The 16,211-nt window shown below is 68.3% G+C and carries 14 protein-coding genes; 4 read left to right on the plus strand and 10 right to left on the minus strand.

Going from position 1 to position 16,211, the window contains the following annotated elements; all coding sequences use genetic code 11:
• Nucleotides 1-71: 71 nt before the first annotated feature.
• Together guaA and guaB are read right to left on the minus strand one after the other, a co-directional pair.
• Complete coding sequence (guaA, locus tag CKCBHOJB_RS10930; protein ID WP_281048699.1) at nt 72-1,637, minus strand: glutamine-hydrolyzing GMP synthase; 1,566 nt, start codon at nt 1,635-1,637, stop codon at nt 72-74.
• A 72-nt stretch (nt 1,638-1,709) separates the two neighbouring features.
• Complete coding sequence (guaB, locus tag CKCBHOJB_RS10935; RefSeq protein WP_281048700.1) at nt 1,710-3,173, minus strand: IMP dehydrogenase; 1,464 nt, start codon at nt 3,171-3,173, stop codon at nt 1,710-1,712.
• Between the two features lie 80 nt (nt 3,174-3,253).
• Here guaB and CKCBHOJB_RS10940 point away from each other — a divergent pair, with 80 nt between their 5' ends.
• Entirely contained in the window at nt 3,254-3,754 is a 501-nt protein-coding gene (locus CKCBHOJB_RS10940) for a DUF4124 domain-containing protein (RefSeq protein ID WP_281048701.1), read from the plus strand.
• Between the two features lie 103 nt (nt 3,755-3,857).
• Here CKCBHOJB_RS10940 and CKCBHOJB_RS10945 read toward each other — a convergent pair whose 3' ends face one another.
• Together CKCBHOJB_RS10945 and CKCBHOJB_RS10950 are read right to left on the minus strand one after the other, a co-directional pair.
• The gene (locus CKCBHOJB_RS10945; RefSeq protein ID WP_281048702.1) at nt 3,858-4,184 is read right to left on the minus strand and encodes an RnfH family protein; all 327 of its coding nucleotides are present in this window, start codon (nt 4,182-4,184) and stop codon (nt 3,858-3,860) included.
• Between the two features lie 2 nt (nt 4,185-4,186).
• Nucleotides 4,187-4,636: a type II toxin-antitoxin system RatA family toxin gene (locus tag CKCBHOJB_RS10950; RefSeq protein ID WP_281048703.1), complete on the minus strand. Its 450-nt coding sequence runs from the start codon at nt 4,634-4,636 to the stop codon at nt 4,187-4,189.
• Between the two features lie 131 nt (nt 4,637-4,767).
• On the opposite strand from CKCBHOJB_RS10950, the gene smpB reads away from it, so the two are divergent.
• Nucleotides 4,768-5,214 (plus strand): SsrA-binding protein SmpB, encoded by a 447-nt coding sequence (smpB, locus tag CKCBHOJB_RS10955; protein ID WP_281048704.1) that lies wholly within the window; start codon nt 4,768-4,770, stop codon nt 5,212-5,214.
• 59 nt (nt 5,215-5,273) lie between these two features.
• The gene (locus CKCBHOJB_RS10960) at nt 5,274-5,711 is read left to right on the plus strand and encodes a MarR family transcriptional regulator (protein ID WP_281048705.1); all 438 of its coding nucleotides are present in this window, start codon (nt 5,274-5,276) and stop codon (nt 5,709-5,711) included.
• 27 nt (nt 5,712-5,738) lie between these two features.
• On the opposite strand, the gene CKCBHOJB_RS10965 is transcribed toward CKCBHOJB_RS10960, so the two are convergent.
• The 5 genes from CKCBHOJB_RS10965 to CKCBHOJB_RS10985 all read right to left on the minus strand — a co-directional run bounded on the left by CKCBHOJB_RS10965 (nt 5,739) and on the right by CKCBHOJB_RS10985 (nt 12,975).
• Nucleotides 5,739-6,461, minus strand: coding sequence for a Crp/Fnr family transcriptional regulator (locus tag CKCBHOJB_RS10965; RefSeq protein WP_281048706.1), 723 nt, complete (start codon nt 6,459-6,461; stop codon nt 5,739-5,741).
• 225 nt (nt 6,462-6,686) lie between these two features.
• A complete protein-coding gene (locus CKCBHOJB_RS10970; RefSeq protein ID WP_281048707.1) occupies nt 6,687-8,264 on the minus strand; it encodes a protein adenylyltransferase SelO in 1,578 nt (525 codons plus the stop codon).
• A 15-nt stretch (nt 8,265-8,279) separates the two neighbouring features.
• Nucleotides 8,280-9,776, minus strand: a complete 1,497-nt coding sequence (locus CKCBHOJB_RS10975; RefSeq protein ID WP_281048708.1) for an ABC transporter permease — start codon at nt 9,774-9,776, stop codon at nt 8,280-8,282.
• An 8-nt stretch (nt 9,777-9,784) separates the two neighbouring features.
• On the minus strand, nt 9,785-10,762 hold the full coding sequence (locus CKCBHOJB_RS10980; protein WP_281048709.1) for an ABC transporter permease: 978 nt from the start codon (nt 10,760-10,762) through the stop codon (nt 9,785-9,787).
• Nucleotides 10,762-12,975, minus strand: a complete 2,214-nt coding sequence (locus CKCBHOJB_RS10985) for an ABC transporter substrate-binding protein (RefSeq protein WP_281048710.1) — start codon at nt 12,973-12,975, stop codon at nt 10,762-10,764. The genes CKCBHOJB_RS10980 and CKCBHOJB_RS10985 overlap by 1 nt, the downstream gene beginning before the upstream one ends.
• 231 nt (nt 12,976-13,206) lie before the next feature.
• Between CKCBHOJB_RS10985 and fabI the strand changes: the two genes are divergently transcribed.
• Nucleotides 13,207-14,004, plus strand: coding sequence for an enoyl-ACP reductase FabI (gene fabI, locus CKCBHOJB_RS10990; protein ID WP_281048711.1), 798 nt, complete (start codon nt 13,207-13,209; stop codon nt 14,002-14,004).
• A 162-nt stretch (nt 14,005-14,166) separates the two neighbouring features.
• Here fabI and CKCBHOJB_RS10995 read toward each other — a convergent pair whose 3' ends face one another.
• Nucleotides 14,167-16,062: a SurA N-terminal domain-containing protein gene (locus tag CKCBHOJB_RS10995; RefSeq protein WP_281048712.1), complete on the minus strand. Its 1,896-nt coding sequence runs from the start codon at nt 16,060-16,062 to the stop codon at nt 14,167-14,169.
• Nucleotides 16,063-16,211 lie beyond the last annotated feature (149 nt).

Here is a 16,211-nt window from a genome sequence, read left to right on the forward strand (position 1 = left end):
CAAAAAAGCCCGCACGAGGGCGGGCTTCCCGAGGCGACGATGCTGCCGCGCGGTTCATATGGAACGGGTGATCATTCCCACTCGATCGTCGCCGGCGGCTTGCCCGAGATGTCGTAGACGACGCGGTTGATGCCGCGCACTTCGTTGATGATCCGGTTGCTGACCTTGCCGAGCAGGCTGTGCGGCAGCTCCGCCCAGTGCGCGGTCATGAAGTCCTGGGTCTGCACCGCGCGCAGCGCCACCACGTATTCGTAGGTGCGGCCATCGCCCATCACGCCCACGCTCTTGACCGGCAGGAAGACCGCGAAGGCCTGGCTGGTCTTGTCGTACCAATCGGCGGCGCGCAGCTCGTCGATGAAGATCGCATCGGCGCGGCGCAGCAGCTCGGCGAAGTCCTGGCGGACCTCGCCGAGGATGCGCACGCCCAGGCCAGGGCCCGGGAAGGGGTGGCGATACACCATGTCGTGCGGCAGGCCGAGGGCCACACCGAGCTCGCGCACTTCGTCCTTGAACAGGTCGCGCAGCGGCTCGAGCAGCTTCAGGCCCAGGGTCTCGGGCAGGCCGCCGACGTTGTGGTGGCTCTTGATCGTGTGCGCCTTCTTGCTCTTGGCGCCGCCGGACTCGATCACGTCGGGGTAGATCGTGCCCTGGGCCAGCCACTTCGCGTTCGGCAGCTTCTTCGCCTCGGCCTGGAACACCTCGACGAACTCGCGGCCGATGATCTTGCGCTTCTGCTCGGGGTCGGTGACACCCTTGAGGTGGCCCATGAACTGCTCGGTCGCATCCACATGCACGACCTTGGCATGCAGGCGGCCGGCGAACATCTCCATCACCAGCTTGCCTTCGTTCAGGCGCAGCAGGCCGTGGTCGACGAACACGCAGGTGAGCTGGTCGCCGATCGCGCGATGGATCAGCGCGGCCGCCACCGAGGAGTCCACGCCGCCCGACAGGCCGAGGATGACCTCCTCGTCGCCCACCTGGTCGCGGATCCTCTGCACCGCCTCCTCGATGTAGTCGGGCATGTTCCAGTCGTGGCCGCAGCCGCAGATGTCGTGCACGAAGCGCGCGATCATCTCCTTGCCCTTGATCGTGTGCGTGACCTCGGGGTGGAACTGCACGCCGTAGAAGCCGCGCACCTCGTCGGCCATCGCCGCGATCGGGGTGGATTCGTTGCTGCCGATGACCTTGAAGCCCGGCGGCAGCGCGGTGACCTTGTCGCCGTGGCTCATCCACACGTCGAGCAGGCCGTGGCCCTCGGCGTTGGTACGGTCCTCGATGCCCTCGAACAGCTTCGAGTGCCCGCGCGCGCGCATCTCGGCATAGCCGAACTCGCGCTTGGCGGCGCTCTCGACCTTGCCGCCGAGCTGACTGGCCATGGTCTGCATGCCGTAGCAGATGCCCAGCACCGGCACGCCGAGCTCGAACACCGCCTGCGGCGCGCGCCAGTCTTCGGCTTCATAGACCGAGTTCGGGCCACCCGACAGGATCACGCCCTGGGCGCCGAAGCCGCGCACGAATTCTTCCGACACGTCGAAGGGATGCAGCTCGCAGTAGACCTGCTGTTCGCGCACGCGGCGCGCGATCAGCTGGGAGACCTGGGAACCGAAGTCGAGGATGAGGATTTTCTGGTGAGCCATGGCGCGAATGTCTCGTGCGTCAAAAAAGGAAAGGCGGCTTCGCAGCCGCCTGGGAAGGTGAGCCCCGTCCGATCAGCTGATCTGGTAGTTCGGCGCTTCCTTGGTGATCTGCACGTCGTGGACGTGCGATTCACGCATGCCGGCCGAGCTGATCTGCACGAACTGGGCGCGCTCGTGCATGGCCGGGATGTCCGGGCAGCCGAGGTAGCCCATCGAGGCGCGCAGGCCGCCGACGAGCTGGTGGATGACGACACCGACCGAGCCCTTGTAGGGCACCCGACCTTCGATGCCCTCGGGCACCAGCTTGTCGATGTTGCCGGTGTTCTCGTCCTGGAAGTAACGGTCGGCCGCGCCCTTCTCCATCGCGCCCAGCGAACCCATGCCACGGTAGGACTTGTAGGAACGACCCTGGAACAGCACCGTCTCGCCCGGCGCCTCTTCGGTGCCGGCGAACAGGCCGCCCAGCATCACGACGTTGGCGCCCGCGGCAATCGCCTTGGCGATGTCGCCCGAGAAGCGGATGCCGCCGTCGGCGATCATCGGCACGCCCGTGCCGGCCAGCGCGTTGGCGACGTTGTCGATCGCGCTGATCTGGGGCACGCCGACACCGGCGACGATGCGGGTGGTGCAGATCGAGCCCGGGCCGATGCCGACCTTGACGCCATCGGCCCCCGAGTCGACCAGCGCACGCGCTGCGTCGGCAGTGGCGATGTTGCCGCCGACGACCTCGATCTGCGGGAAGTTCTTCTTGACCCAGTTCACGCGGTCGAGCACGCCCTGCGAGTGACCATGGGCGGTATCGACCACGATCATATCCACGCCGGCCTCGGCCAGCAGCTCGGCACGCTCCTCGGTGCCGGCACCGACACCGATCGCGGCAGCCACGCGCAGGCGGCCCTGGTCGTCCTTGGCGGCGAACGGGTGCTCGGTGGACTTCATCATGTCCTTGACGGTGATGAGGCCGCACAGCTCGCCGGCATCGTTCATCACCAGCACGCGCTCGAGGCGGTGCACGCGCAGCAGCTCGCGCGCCTCGTCGAGGCTGGCGCCTTCGCGCACGGTGACCAGGCGGGCCTGCGGCGTCATGATCTCGGAGACCAGCTGGTCCAGATTGGTCTCGAAGCGGGTGTCGCGGTTGGTGACGATGCCCACCACCTTGCCGCCCTCCACGACCGGCACGCCGGAGAAGCGGTGCTGGCGCTGCAGCGCGATGACCTCGCCCACGGTCATCGTCGGCGGGATGGTGATCGGGTCCTTGAGGATGCCGGACTCGTGGCGCTTGACCTTGTGCACCTCGGCCGCCTGCTGGGCCGGCGTCAGGTTCTTGTGCACCACGCCGATTCCGCCTTCCTGCGCCAGCGCGATCGCGAGACGGCTTTCGGTCACCGTATCCATGGCGGCAGACACGAGGGGAATGTTCAGGCGGATGCGCCGCGTGACCTGGCTCTGCAGGCTCACATCGCGCGGGAGAACCGTGGAGTGGGCGGGAACGAGAAGGACGTCATCGAAGGTCAGCGCCTTCTGAATCACTCGCATGGCTTTTTTCCTTTCGACCAAATCCGTATTATACAGAGCCCAAAAGCGCCATGTAAGCGCCGCACCAGGGAGATTTCCGCATGATTCGCCGTACCGTGCTCATCGTCGCCCTGTTCGCGGCGCTTCCCGCGTTCGCCCAGATCTACACCTGGAAGGACGGGGGTGGCCGCGTCCATTTCAGCGACACGCCGCCCGCCACCGGCGAGGTAAGCGTGATCAAGGGCGCGACCGCACCCAGACCGGCGCCGACGCCTGCGCCAGCGACCGACAACGGTGGAACGCCCGCAAACGACGCGGCCGTGCCCAAGGGGCCGGCCACGCTGGCCGAGCGCGAGCAGGCCTTCCGCGAGCGCCGCGCCGCTGCCGCCGAGGCCGAAGCGAAGGCCGGCGAGGAAGCGGCGCGCGAGGCGGAACGACAGCGCTTCTGCGAACAGGCACGCAACCAGCTCACGGCGCTGCAGTCGGGGCAGCGGGTCAGCCGCTTCAACGCCGCCGGCGAACGCGAATTCCTCGACGACGCGACGCGCGACGCGGAAATCGAACGCCTGCAGCAGCAGATGGGCGCGCACTGCAAGCAGTAAGCGGGCAGCTCGGGGCCGGCCGACACCCCCGCTGCCGACGCCGAGGACGACTCGGACAGGCGGTTTCCGGAAAGGCTGGCAGCATCCGAGCCAGCCATCTCCGTCACGCCTCCTCGTCTGCCGATCCGCCGCCCTTCTTCATGACCTTGCCCTCGTCCGCGCGCTTCTTGCGCACCGCCTTCGGGTCTGCGATCAGCGGACGATAGATCTCGACCCGGTCGCGGTCGCGCAGCTCGGTATCGGCCTTGACCAGCTTGGCATAGATGCCGAGCTTGTTGCGGCGGTCGAGCTCGATGTCCGGATACTTCTCGAGCAGGCCCGAGGCCTCGACGGCCTGGCGGACGGTCGCCCCCTCGGCCACCCTGACCTCGACCAGCTCCTGACGCTGCGGCAAGGCATAGACGACTTCGACGCGAATCATCGCACTCATGTTCAGGCTCCCCGCCCCGGCGGCTGGTAGATCTGTCCGGCGCGTTTCACGAAGGAATCGACGAAGGTGTTGGCGATGTGGTTGAACACCGGCCCCAGCACCTTCTCGAGCAGCTTGCTCGCAAACTGGTAGCGCAGCTGGAATTCGACCTTGCAGGCGGTATCGCCGAGCGGGGTGAACTGCCAGTGCCCGTCCAGGTGGGTGAACGGCCCGTCGGTCAGGCGCAGGTTCATCTCGTACGGATGGCGCTTGTCGTTTTCCGTGCTGAACTGCGCCTTGATGCCGTGGTAGTTGATGTGCAGCGTCGCCGCGGTGACGGTGTCGGTGCGCTTGAGCACGTCGGCGCCGCCGCACCAGGGCAGGAACTGCGGATAGTCCTCGCAGCGGTCGACGAGCTCGAACATCTGCGCGGGGGTGAATTCGATCAGGACGAGCTTCTTGACTTCGGCCATGGGCGGGCAAGGGGGTCGGAACTGCGCAGCGGCCGGAACGGGCTCGCAGCCGAACTGTTAAAATGCGCGATTCTACCGCATGCGGGCCCTGCCTTCGTGGCCCGAAGCGCGCCCTCAGGAACCATCGCACCATGAGCATCATCGAGAACCGCAAGGCTGTCCACGACTACTTCATCGAAGAGCGGCACGAGGCCGGCATGGTCCTCGAGGGCTGGGAAGTGAAGGCCATCCGCGCCGGGCGCGCCAACATCAAGGAATCCTACGTGGTGATCCGCGGCGAGGAGATCTTCCTGTTCGGCATGCACATCACGCCGCTGACCACGGCCTCCAGCCATGTCCGCCACGATCCCACCCGCACCCGCAAGCTGCTGCTGCACAAGAAGGAAATCGCCCGCCTGATCGGCAAGGTCGAGCGCGCCGGCTACACCCTGGTGCCGCTCGACATGCACTACAAGAAGGGCCTGATCAAGCTCGAGATCGGGCTGGCCAAGGGCAAGAAGCTGCACGACAAGCGCGAGGACGAGAAGAAGAAGGACTGGGAGCGCGAGAAGCAGCGCCTGATGCGGGTCAAGGCGTGAGCGCCCCGGCCAGACCCGCCGGAACCGCAGAGCCTGCCATCGGATTAGAATCGGCCCCCATGAGCAAAACCACCGCCCCGACCGCTACCGAAGGATCAGCCCTCGAGAAATCCGAGTTCGAGGCGCTGGCCGACTTCCGCTACCAGTTGCGTCGCTTCTTGCGCTTTTCCGAACTGCTGACCCGCCGCCATGGCATCACCAACCTGCAGTACCTGTTGCTGCTGCAGGTCAAGGGCTTCCCCGGACGTGAATGGGCGAACATCGGCGAACTGGCCGAGCGCCTGCAGGCCCACCCGCATGGCGTCGTTTCCCTGGTATCACGCTGCGAAAAGCTCGGCCTCGTCGAACGCCGCCCGGGGCGCGAGGACCGGCGCGCTGTCGAGGTCCATCTCACCGACTCCGGCGAACGCCTGGTCAGCCGCATCGCCGAACGTCACCGGCAGGAGCTCAAGGGCCTGGAGCACGTCTTCCCGCAGGTGGCGGGACGGCTGAACTAGGCACGCACGCCGCAGCAGTCCGGCGACTCAGCCTGCGGACGCGGCGATCGACCGGGCGGCGGACGACGCGGCGGCGGTGACGACGGACACGGCAGGCCCGGCCTCGGCGCTGACCATGCCGGCGAGTCGTGCCCGGTCACGCACGTGGATGCGCCGGCCGCCGACCACGAGGGTGCCCTCCTCCATCAGGCCGCGCAGCACGCGCGAGAAGGTCTCCGGCGTGAGATTGAGCAGGGAGGCGATCGCCTTCTTCGGCGCCGGCAGCACGATGCAGGCATCGCCACGCGGCGTGCGCGCGAGCTGGTCGAGCAGATAGTTCGCCACCCGCACCGAAGCCGTCCCCGCAGCGGTACTGCTGATCGCGTCGATCAGGCGCTGGATGCGCGCGCACACCGCGGCGAGCATGCGATTGGAGAGCGCGGCATCCATCGCGACCGCCTCCAGGATGCGCTCGCGCGACACCTGGATCAGCACCGCCGCGCCGATGGCCTGCGTCCAGGTCCGGTAGGGCTGCCCGGTGAATACGCCGATCTCGCCGAACATGCCGCCCGGCTCGAAGATCTCCACGACTTTGGGGCGCCCTTCCGGGCACAGCGACATCAGCCTGACCGCGCCGCTGCGCACGAAAAACAGCCCGCTCGGCATCGAGCCACGCTCGAACACCGAGGCGCCGGAACTCAGGCGCACGAACTGCGCACCCTTTTCGAGCACGTCCAGCACCGGGTCGGCGCAGCCACGCAACATGGGCATGGCGGCAAGCGCTTCCCGGACGGACGCAGTTTGGACGATCGCACGCACGCGCAAGGCAGCCCCCTCAGACTGGCGCAAGGCGATTCAGGACAGGCTCTTGTCACCCGGAGCGGGATCTCGCCGCCGGCGGATCCTCTGGTTCGAACTCAGGCCGGGCAATGTGTCATGAACATTCGCCGTACGACGGAGAAGATACACCCAAAGAACCGCTCGCGAACATGCAGCTCAGGAACTGCAGGACAGCATCGAGCATCCGGCCCGGTTGCGCGCCCAGTCCGGGCGCCGGGCGGCGAAGCGCTCGCGGCCCGGCTGCTCCACGTAGGGCTGGCGCAGCACCTCGAACAGAGTCTCCAGCTCCCCGAGCTCGCCCGCCTCGGCAGCGTCGATGGCCTGCTGGGCAAGGTAATTGCGCGGCACGTAGAGCGGATTGACGCCGTCCATGCCCGCCCGCCGCAACGCCGCCGGCATCCCCTCGCTGCGCGCACGCGCAGCGTAGTCGTGCAGCCAGCCGAGCAGCTCGGGCTCGACCGCGGCACGGCGCGTCGGGTCGTAGAAGGCCTCCTCGAACAGCCCCAGCGCCGGCGCATCGAGATCCAGGTCGGCCAGGCGGCGGAAGAAGATCGTCATGTCCACCTCGCCGCGCTCGAGCAGGCGGTGCAAGGTGTCGAGCAGGCCGTCGTCCCCCGCCTCGCCCGCCTGCCAGGTCGCCAGGCCCAGCTTGCCCTGCATCATGCGCCGGTACTCGGTCTCGTGGAGCTCGGCATAGGCGACGAGCGCGCGCTCGAGCGGCTCGACCTCGCGGATCACCGGGTACACGGCATTGGCCAGCTGCCACAGGTTCCAGTGCGCGATGCGCGGCTGGTGGCCGAAACGGTAGCGCCGCCCGCCGGCGTCGGTGGTATTCGGCGTCCATTCGGGGTCGAAGTTATCGATCCAGCCATAGGGGCCGTAGTCGATGGTGAGCCCGAGGATGGACATGTTGTCGGTGTTCATGACCCCATGCACGAAGCCCACCCGCATCCAGTGCGCCATCAGCACCGCGGTGCGCCGGCACACCTCCTCGAACCAGCGCACGCGCCGCCGCGCCCGATCGGGCTCGGTCTCGACCAGCTCGGGAAAATCGCGCTCGATGGTGAAGTCGATCAGGCGCTCGAGCAGCGGCTCCTCGCCGCGCGCGGCGAAGATCTCGAAGTTGCCGAAGCGGATGAAGGACGGCGCCACCCGGCACACCACCGCCCCCGGCTCGGGGCGCGCACGACCGTCGTAGAACATGTCGCGGACCACCTCTTCCCCGGTCGCGACCAGGCTCAGCGCACGCGTCGTCGGCACGCCGAGGTGATGCATCGCCTCGCTGCAGAGGAATTCGCGCAGCGAGGAGCGCAGCACCGCCCGCCCGTCGGCGCGGCGCGAATAGGGCGTCGGGCCGGCGCCCTTCAGCTGCAGCTCCCAGCGCTGGCCCTGCGGATCGATCGTCTCGCCGAGCGTGATCGCCCGCCCGTCGCCGAGCTGTCCCGCCCAGTTGCCGAACTGATGGCCGCCGTAGCACGCGGCGTAGGGCTCCATGCCCGGGAGCAGCGCATTGCCGCCGAAGACATCCGCGAACTGCTGGCCATGCACGTCGGCCGCATCGAAGCCGAGCAGATCGGCGACCTCGCGCGACCACGCCAGCAGTCTGGGCGCGCGCACCGGGGTGGGCTCGACCCGCGAGTAGCACGCCCCATGCACCTGGCGCACATGCCGCCCTTGCTCGGGGTCGCCGGGCAGCTCGCGTACGAAGCGGTTGTCGAATCGAAGGTCTTTCATGGGCACTCGGCGGATTCATCCGCGGCGGGGGTCGAAGGCATCGCGCACAATGTCGGCGAACAGGTTCGCGGCCAGCACCAGCACGAACATGAACACGAAGGCCGCTGCCAATGACCACCAGACCATGGGTTCGCGCGCGAGTTCGGCGCGCGCCATGTTGATCATGGTGCCGAAGCTGATCGTGGTCGGATCGACGCCGATGCCGACGTAGGACAGCACCGCCTCGGCCAGCACCAGGCCGGAGAAGTCCATCACCAGCGCGATCATCACGATGTGCATCACGTTGGGCAGGATGTGCCGGCGCAGGATGGCCGGCGTCTTCACCCCGAAGGCGCGCGCCGCCTGCACGTATTCGAGCTCGCGCAGCTTCAGGGTCTCGCCGCGCAGCAGGCGTGCGAGTCCGGTCCAGCTGGTGATGCCGAGGATGAAGCACAAGGCCAGCAGGCGCGCGTCGGAGCGCTCGGCGGCGGTGTCGAACCACTGCGGGTTGGTGTCGATGACCACCTGCATCATCAGTACCGCGGCGGCGATCAGCAGCACGCCCGGTATGGCGTTGAGCACGGTGTAGACATACTGCACAGCGTCATCCACCCAGCCGCCCAGGTAGCCCGCGGCGATGCCGAGCGCGACCGCGAAGGGCATCATCACCAGCGTGGTGATGGTGCCGATCACCAGCGCGGTGCGCACGCTCTTGAGCGCCAGGTAGAGCACGTCCTGCCCCACCTTGTCGGTGCCGAGCACGTGGTAGTAGGGCACCAGCTCGATGCAGGCGGACACGATCAGCACCAGCACGCCCAGCGTCACCAGCGCGGCGCGCCAGGCCAGCACGGTGTGGCCGCTCAGCATCGCCCACGCGACCTCGCCCCAGCCCAGGCCGCTGCCGCGCCAGACCAGGGTCGCCAGCAGCAGGAAGGCACCCGCCCACCACAGCGCGGCCTGCCCCGCCGCGCGCAGCAGGCGTGCGCCGACGTCGCCCGAGCGTGCCTCGGCAGGCGTCTGCAGGTGTGCGGCGCCGTGCGTCAGCCGCGGGTAGTCGCGCACCTGGCGGCCGTCGGGCAGTTCCATGGTCTCGCGCTGGTAGAGGGTCCAGGCGAATGGCGCCGAATAGGTCTTCTCGGTCTGCGCGCGCAGCGGCGAGAGCAGCGCATCGAGCACGGACAGCACTTCGGTGGAATACACCGCGCCCGGCGCGGCGTTCTCGGCCGCGGACGCCCTGCTCCCCGCCTGCCCCCCCTCGGCCGCCCCGGACGCCGCCGGCATGCCCCCGCCTGTGGGCTCCACTGCGTCCACCGGCGGCAGCAGCGGACGGTAATGCAGGCTGTCGAGCATTCCGATCATCAGGAACGCGCCCAGCACGGTTGCCGCCGCCATGCCGGTCGGGCGCTTGCCGACCTTGCGCCAGGCCTCGCGCAGCGGCGCCTGGCCGCGCACATGCAGTGCAGCCAGCAGGCCGAGGCCGACGAGCAGGAACAGCAGCGCATCGGTCCACAGCAGCACGGGCTGGAAACTCATCGGCGCGCTCATTCCAGCCTCACCCTCGGGTCTACCAGCGTGTACGAGATGTCGGTGAGGATCAGGCCGATGATGTACAGCACCGAACCGATGAACACCATCGCCCGCACCACCGCGAAGTCCTGCGCGTTGATCGCGTCGATGGTGTAGCTACCCAGGCCGGGAATCGCGAAGAAGGACTCCACCAGCAGGCTGCCCATGAACAGCAGCGGAATCACCACCACCACCCCGGTCAGGATCGGGATCAGCGCGTTGCGCAGCACGTGGCGGAACAGCACCGCGAGCTCGGACAGGCCCTTCGCGCGTGCGGTGCGCACGTAGTCCTTGGAGATCTCCTCCAGGAAGATCGTGCGGTACCAGCGCGCGGAGGAGCCGATGCCGGCGAGCACGCTGATCAGCACCGGCAGCACCAGGAAGCGCGCGGCGTCCAGCCCCGGCGCGTAGCCCGAGATCGGCACCAGCGCCCACAGCTTGGACACCAGCCACTGCCCGCCGATGATGTAGAACAGGCTGGAGATCGACATCATCGCCACGCACAGCACCACGCCCCAGAAGTCGAGGTAGGAGGCGCGGAAGAACACCAGCAGCAGCGCGAAGCTGATCGATGCGAACAGGCTGAGCACGAAGGTCGGCAGCGCGATCGCCAGCGACGGCCCCATGCGATCGCGGATCTCCTGGCCAATGTCGCGGCCGTCGTCCGCGCGGCCGAACTCGAGCGCGAACATGCGCAGCGACTTGTCGAAGAAGATGGTGTCGGTGAAGCGCGCACTGCCCCGGGCCTCGGCATTGACGAACATCGGCTTGTCGTAGCCGCGCTCGACCTTCCAGCGCTCGATCGCCTCGGGGGTGGCGCGCTTGACGCCGATGTGCATGCGCGCCATGTCGTCGGGCGAATTCACGACGAAGAACAGCACGAAGGTGAGCAGGTTCACGCCGATCAGGATCGGGATCGCGTACAGGACGCGGCGGACGAGATAGGCCAGCATCAGCGCCCGCCTCCCGCTGCCGTCGCCGTCTCGCGCCGCCGCCAGTGGATCACCGCCGGCGCCACCAGCCCCGCGAGCAGCAGCGCCACCACCGCGAGCGGCCACAGCACCGGCCTGTTCCACTCGGCACGCGCGGCCTCACGGCGCGCGAGGTCGATGCGCTGGTACTTCATCGTGTTGCGCACCATCGCCCCGGTCTTGCGGTTGAGCACCCAGCCGTGCTGCAGCGAATACGACATGGGATGAAAGGCGAAGACCCACGGCGCATCCTGCTGCAGGATGGCCACCATGCGGTCGATGATCTGCTGGCGCGCGGGACCGTCGGGCATCGCCTTCATGCGCTCGAAGAGCGCGTCGTATTCCGGATTCTCGTAGTTGGCGGCGTTCTGGCCGTTGAACCTCACCTTCCCCTGCGGGCCGTGGAGCAGGAAGAGCAGGTTCTCGGGGTCGGGGTAGTCGGCGTTCCAGCCGAAGAAGAAGAGCTGCGCATTGCCCTGGCGGACCTTGTCCTGGAAGCGGTTGAAGTCGGTCGGCCGCACCACGAACTGCACCCCCAGGTCGCGGAACTTCTTCGCCAGCCAGTCCGAACGCGCCTTGTCGCCCAGCCCGCCCGGGGTGGTGTCGAGGTTGATCACCAGCGGCTCGCCGGTCTGCGCGTTGCGCCCGTTGGGCCAGCCGGCCTCGGCGAGCAGCCTGCGCGCCTCGTCGACGCCGCGGCGCACGGGGCGGCCGTCCTCGTCACCGCCCTGCCATTCATAGACCACCGGATTCATCCCCGCCTTGCCCTCGCGCGCGCCGAAGATGCCCGGCGGCAGCGGGCTCATGCCCGGCAGGCCGCGGCCATTGAGGAAGATCGACACGAACTCCTCCATGTCGAGCGCGACCGAGATCGCCTGGCGCAGCTTGCGCGCGCGCTCCTTCTCGGCCTTCGACGGCCCGCCCCCGAGCAGCGGGTCGAGCATGTTGAAGCCGAGGTAGAAGATCGAAGGCGACACCGAGGTCAGCAGGCGGATGCCCTTGGCCTCCATGTCCTCGGACAGCGACACCTCGCCCTGGCTGGTCAGGGTCACCGCCTGGTCGAAGTTGTCCGAGGACACCCCCGAGGCGTCGTAGTAGCCCTGCAGGAACTTGTTCCAGTACGGGATGCCCTCGCGCTCGCGGGAGAACACCACCTTGTCGATGAAGGGCATGGTCTTGCCGCAGTCGGCGAGCAGGCCGGCCTCGGCGTCGCTCACCTCGCCCTCGCAGGGGTAGGGGTCGGCGCGGTAGTTCGGGTTGCGCGCCAGCACCATGCGCGCGTTCGGGTTGTTCTCGACCAGCATGTAGGGCCCGGTGCCCACCGGCCACCAGTCCAGCGTCAGGTTGCGCTCGGCCATGCCGGGCTGGGCGAAGAAGCGGTCCACCTCGCGCGGCACCGGGCTGAAGAAGGGCATCGACAGCCAGTACAGGAACTGCGGATAGGCGCCCTTCAGCGTGATGCGCCAGGTGTGGCGATCGACCACCTCGACGCCCGGCAGCGCGAAACGGTCCAGGTCCAGCCACCCGGGCGGATCGCCCGCGGCTCCGGTCTCGTCGCCCCCCCCCTCCTTCGCACGCTCGGGCTGCGCGCGCGCCGCCGCGTCCAGCGCCGCCTGCAGCTGCTTCAGCCCGGGCAGGTACTCGGCCATCAGCTCGAAGATCGGCGAATGCAGGCGCGGATGGGCCAGGCGCTTGATCTGGTAAACGTAGTCGGCCGCGATCAGCTCGCGTGTGCCCGTCTCGGCAAAGTCGGCGAGCCCGCGCACCGCGTGCAGCTCGGCAGCGCTCAGGCCCTGGTAGCGCGGCTCGCCGGTCGAGGTGGTGGCGAACGCGGGATGCGGCTGGTACAGGATGCCGGGGCGGATGCGGACCTCGACCACAGTCTGCGCCACCTTCGCCGGATCGGCCGTGGCCGGCAGTTCGCGCCCGCTCGCATCCAGCCGGCGCAGCTTCGGCATGCCGTCGGCGGTCGCCGGCTCCAGCGCGTAGGGACGCTTGAGATAGTGGTACTGCAGCGGCGGCTCGACGATCTGGTACAGGAAGGTCGCCTCGTCCTCGCTGTAGGACTGCACCGGGTCGAGATGCTTGGGGCGCTCGGTGAAGGCCGTGTACAGGACGTTGGCACCACGCTCGCCGGCCGGATACGGATCGTTCAGCGCCGCGCCGCAGCCCGCCACCAGCGCGGCCGCGAGCATGCACGCGAGCGCGGCACGGCCGCGTGCGAATCGCCTCGACAGAAGGCCGGGCGGACACTGCGATGCACAGCGGAGGGCGCGAAGGAGACGTTGGGACCAGCGCACGTGCGGGCGGGGAGATCTTGGGAAGCCCGGATTCTGGCAGGTTTTACCGCGCGATGCGATCGGAAGAGCATGTCGCGGCCAGGGTTTTCGCTATAATCCGCGTCTTGTCATTCGGAGTCTCGATCCATGGGCTTTCTAGCCGGCAAACGAATCCTGATCACCGGTCTGCTCAGCAACCGCTCGATCGCTTACGGCATTGCCAAGGCCATGCACCGCGAGGGCGCGCAGCTCGCCTTCACCTATCAGAACGACCGCTTCAAGGACCGTGTCGCCAAGATGGCGGCCGACTTCGACAGCACGCTGATGTTCCCGCTCGACGTCCAGGACGACGAGCAGATCACCGGCCTGTTCGAACAGCTCGGCCAGCACTGGGACGGTCTCGACGGTCTGGTGCACTCCATCGCCTTCGCCCCCGGCGACGCCCTCGAGGGCGACTTCCTCGACGGCCTGTCGCGCGAGGCTTTCCGCATCTCGCAGGAAGTCAGCGCCTACAGCTTCCCGGCCCTGGCCAAGGCCGCGCGTCCGATGATGAAGGGCCGCAACGGCTGCGTGCTGACCCTGTCCTACCTGGGCGCGGTGCGCACCATGCCCAACTACAACATCATGGGCCTGGCCAAGGCCAGCCTCGAGGCTTCGGTGCGCTACCTCGCCGTCACCCTCGGCCCGGAAGGCACCCGCGCCAACGCGATCTCCGCCGGCCCGATCAAGACGCTCGCGGCCTCGGGCATCGGCAGCTTCGGCAAGCTGCTCGCCTTCAACGAACACAACGCGCCGCTGCGCCGCAACGTGACGATCGAGGAGGTCGGCAACGCCGCCGCCTTCATGTGTTCGGATCTGGCCAGTGGCATCACCGGCGAGATCATGTACGTGGATGGTGGCTTCAACACCACCGCGCTCGGTAACGCCGCACCGCTGCCGCAGTAAGCGCACCGGGCTCCGGGGGAGAGTCCCCCCGAAGCCCGGCGCCCGCGTTCCGGGCGCACCAATGAAAAGCGGAACGCCCGAATGATTCGGGCGTTCCGCTTTTTTCTTGCTGCCCTGCGCGCGCTCGCGGCCCCGGCGTGCGGGACCGCGAGCGCGCGGCGCTCACTGCTGCTGCACCTGCAGCGCCGAAGCGTTGATCTGCACCTCGTAGCGCTGACGCAGCTCGGTGAGGAAGGCGCCGAAGTCGCGCCCGGCGAGCAGTTGCCCATATTGCGCGGCGACCGCGGCGATGCGCGGATCCTCGGCGGCGATCTCCGGACGCTGCACCGCCTCGATCCGATAGATCACGTAGTCGCCTTCCGCCAGCGCCACGCCCACGTGCGCGGGCAGCGGCTCGGCAGACGCCGAGAACACCGCCTGCATCGCGGCCGCGGGCAGGCCGGGTGCGCCGCGCTGCAGCGTGCGCTCCTCGCCCCACTGGGCCTTGGCCGAGTCGCCCTTGCCCAGCGCGGCCAGCGTCGCTTCGCCCTGCTCGCGTGCCTGCTTGCGACCCGCCTCGCGGCGCAGTTCGTCCACGATGCGGCTGCGCACCTGTTCCAGCGGCAGGCGCTGGGCTGCTTCGAAGGTCTTCACGCGCGCCGACACCAGGGTGCCGTTGCCGATCTCGATCGCCTCGGTGTTGCGCCCCTTCTGCGTCGCTTCCTCGCCGAACAGGGCGTTGAGCAGGCGTTCGTTGTTGAACGGCTCCGGAGCCGATTCGCGGCTGATCCAGTCGCTGGTACGCACTTCGAGCCCGATCGCTTCCGCGGCCGGCGCAAGGCTGTCGGGCTGCTCATAGACCGTGTTGGCGAACTGCTCGGCCAGCTCGGCGAAGCGGCGGCCCGCCTCCTGGGCGCGCAGTTCGGCGACGATCTCGCTGCGCACCTCGTCGAGCGCCCTGGTCGAGGACGGCTTGATGTCGGTGACCTGGATGATGTGCACGCCGAACTCGCTGCGCACCGGATCGCCGATCTTGCCCTTGTCGAGCGCGAACACCGCATCCTCGAAGGCGCCCACCATCATGCCGCGGCCGAAGAAGCCGAGATCGCCGCCATTGCCCGCCGAGCCCGGATCCTGCGACTTCTCGCGCGCCAGGTCGGCGAACTTGCCCGGATCCTGGCGCAGCGCGTCGACGATCGCCTTCGCCTCGTTCATGACCTTGTCCACCTCGGCCTGCGCCGCGTCCGCGGGCAGCGACAGCAGGATGTGGCGCGCCTGACGTTCCTCGGGAACGCCGAAGCGCTGCGGATTGCCGTCGTAGAAGGCACGCACCGCCTCGTCGGCGATCTCCACCTTCTGCTCGATCGCGGCGCGGTCGAACACGACGTATTCCGCCTGCAGCCGCGCAGGACGCTCGAAGCGCGCAGGATTGGCCTCGTAGTAGGCGACGATCTGCTCCTCGCCGACCGTCGCGTCGGCACCCAGGCGCTCGGCGGCGAAACGCAGTTCGCGGACGCGACGCTCCTCAAGCTGGGCGTCGAGGAAGCGCCGGGCCGACGCCTGGGGCACGAAACCGCCGTCGCCCACCGCAGCCACGATCTGCTGCACCCGCACGTCCTGCGCCAGGCGGGCCTCGAAGGTGGCCGGGGTCATGCCCTGGGCGCGCACTAGGTTCTCGTAGCGCTGCAGCGAGAAGCGGCCTTCCTCCTGGAAGGCCGGCACCGCGGCGATCGTCTCCTGCAGCTGCTGCGGCGTGACCACCAGGCGGTTCTCGGCGGCGTAGAGCGCGAGCACGCGCTGGTTGATGAGGTTGTCGAGCACCACGCGGCGCAGCTCGGCGGATTCGAGCAGCGCGCGGTCGACCTGACCGCCGGCGTTGGTGCGCAGACGGTCCTGCTGCTCGCGCAGGGCCTGGTCGAAGTCGTAGGCGCTGATCGCGCTGCCCCCGACCTTGGCCACCTCGTTGCCGGTGGCGGAGTCGCTGAAATACGCGTCCATGCCGAAGAACGCGAAGGGAACGATCAGGATCGCCAGAATGATCTGCGCAATGCGCTTGTTGTTGCGGACAGCCTCGAACATCGTGAATTCCGTGAAAGCCTCAGGGGAGCGCCGGCGGCTTCGCTACGGCCCGCGCGGCAGCCCGGCAGTTTAGCGCATTGCACCGCAGTTCTGCCCCCTCCATGCGATACGTCACAAAATGCCGGATGAGCTCGAATTTATAATTTTCT

The organism is Thauera sp. GDN1 (genome assembly GCF_029223545.1).
GTDB lineage: Bacteria > Pseudomonadota > Gammaproteobacteria > Burkholderiales > Rhodocyclaceae > Thauera.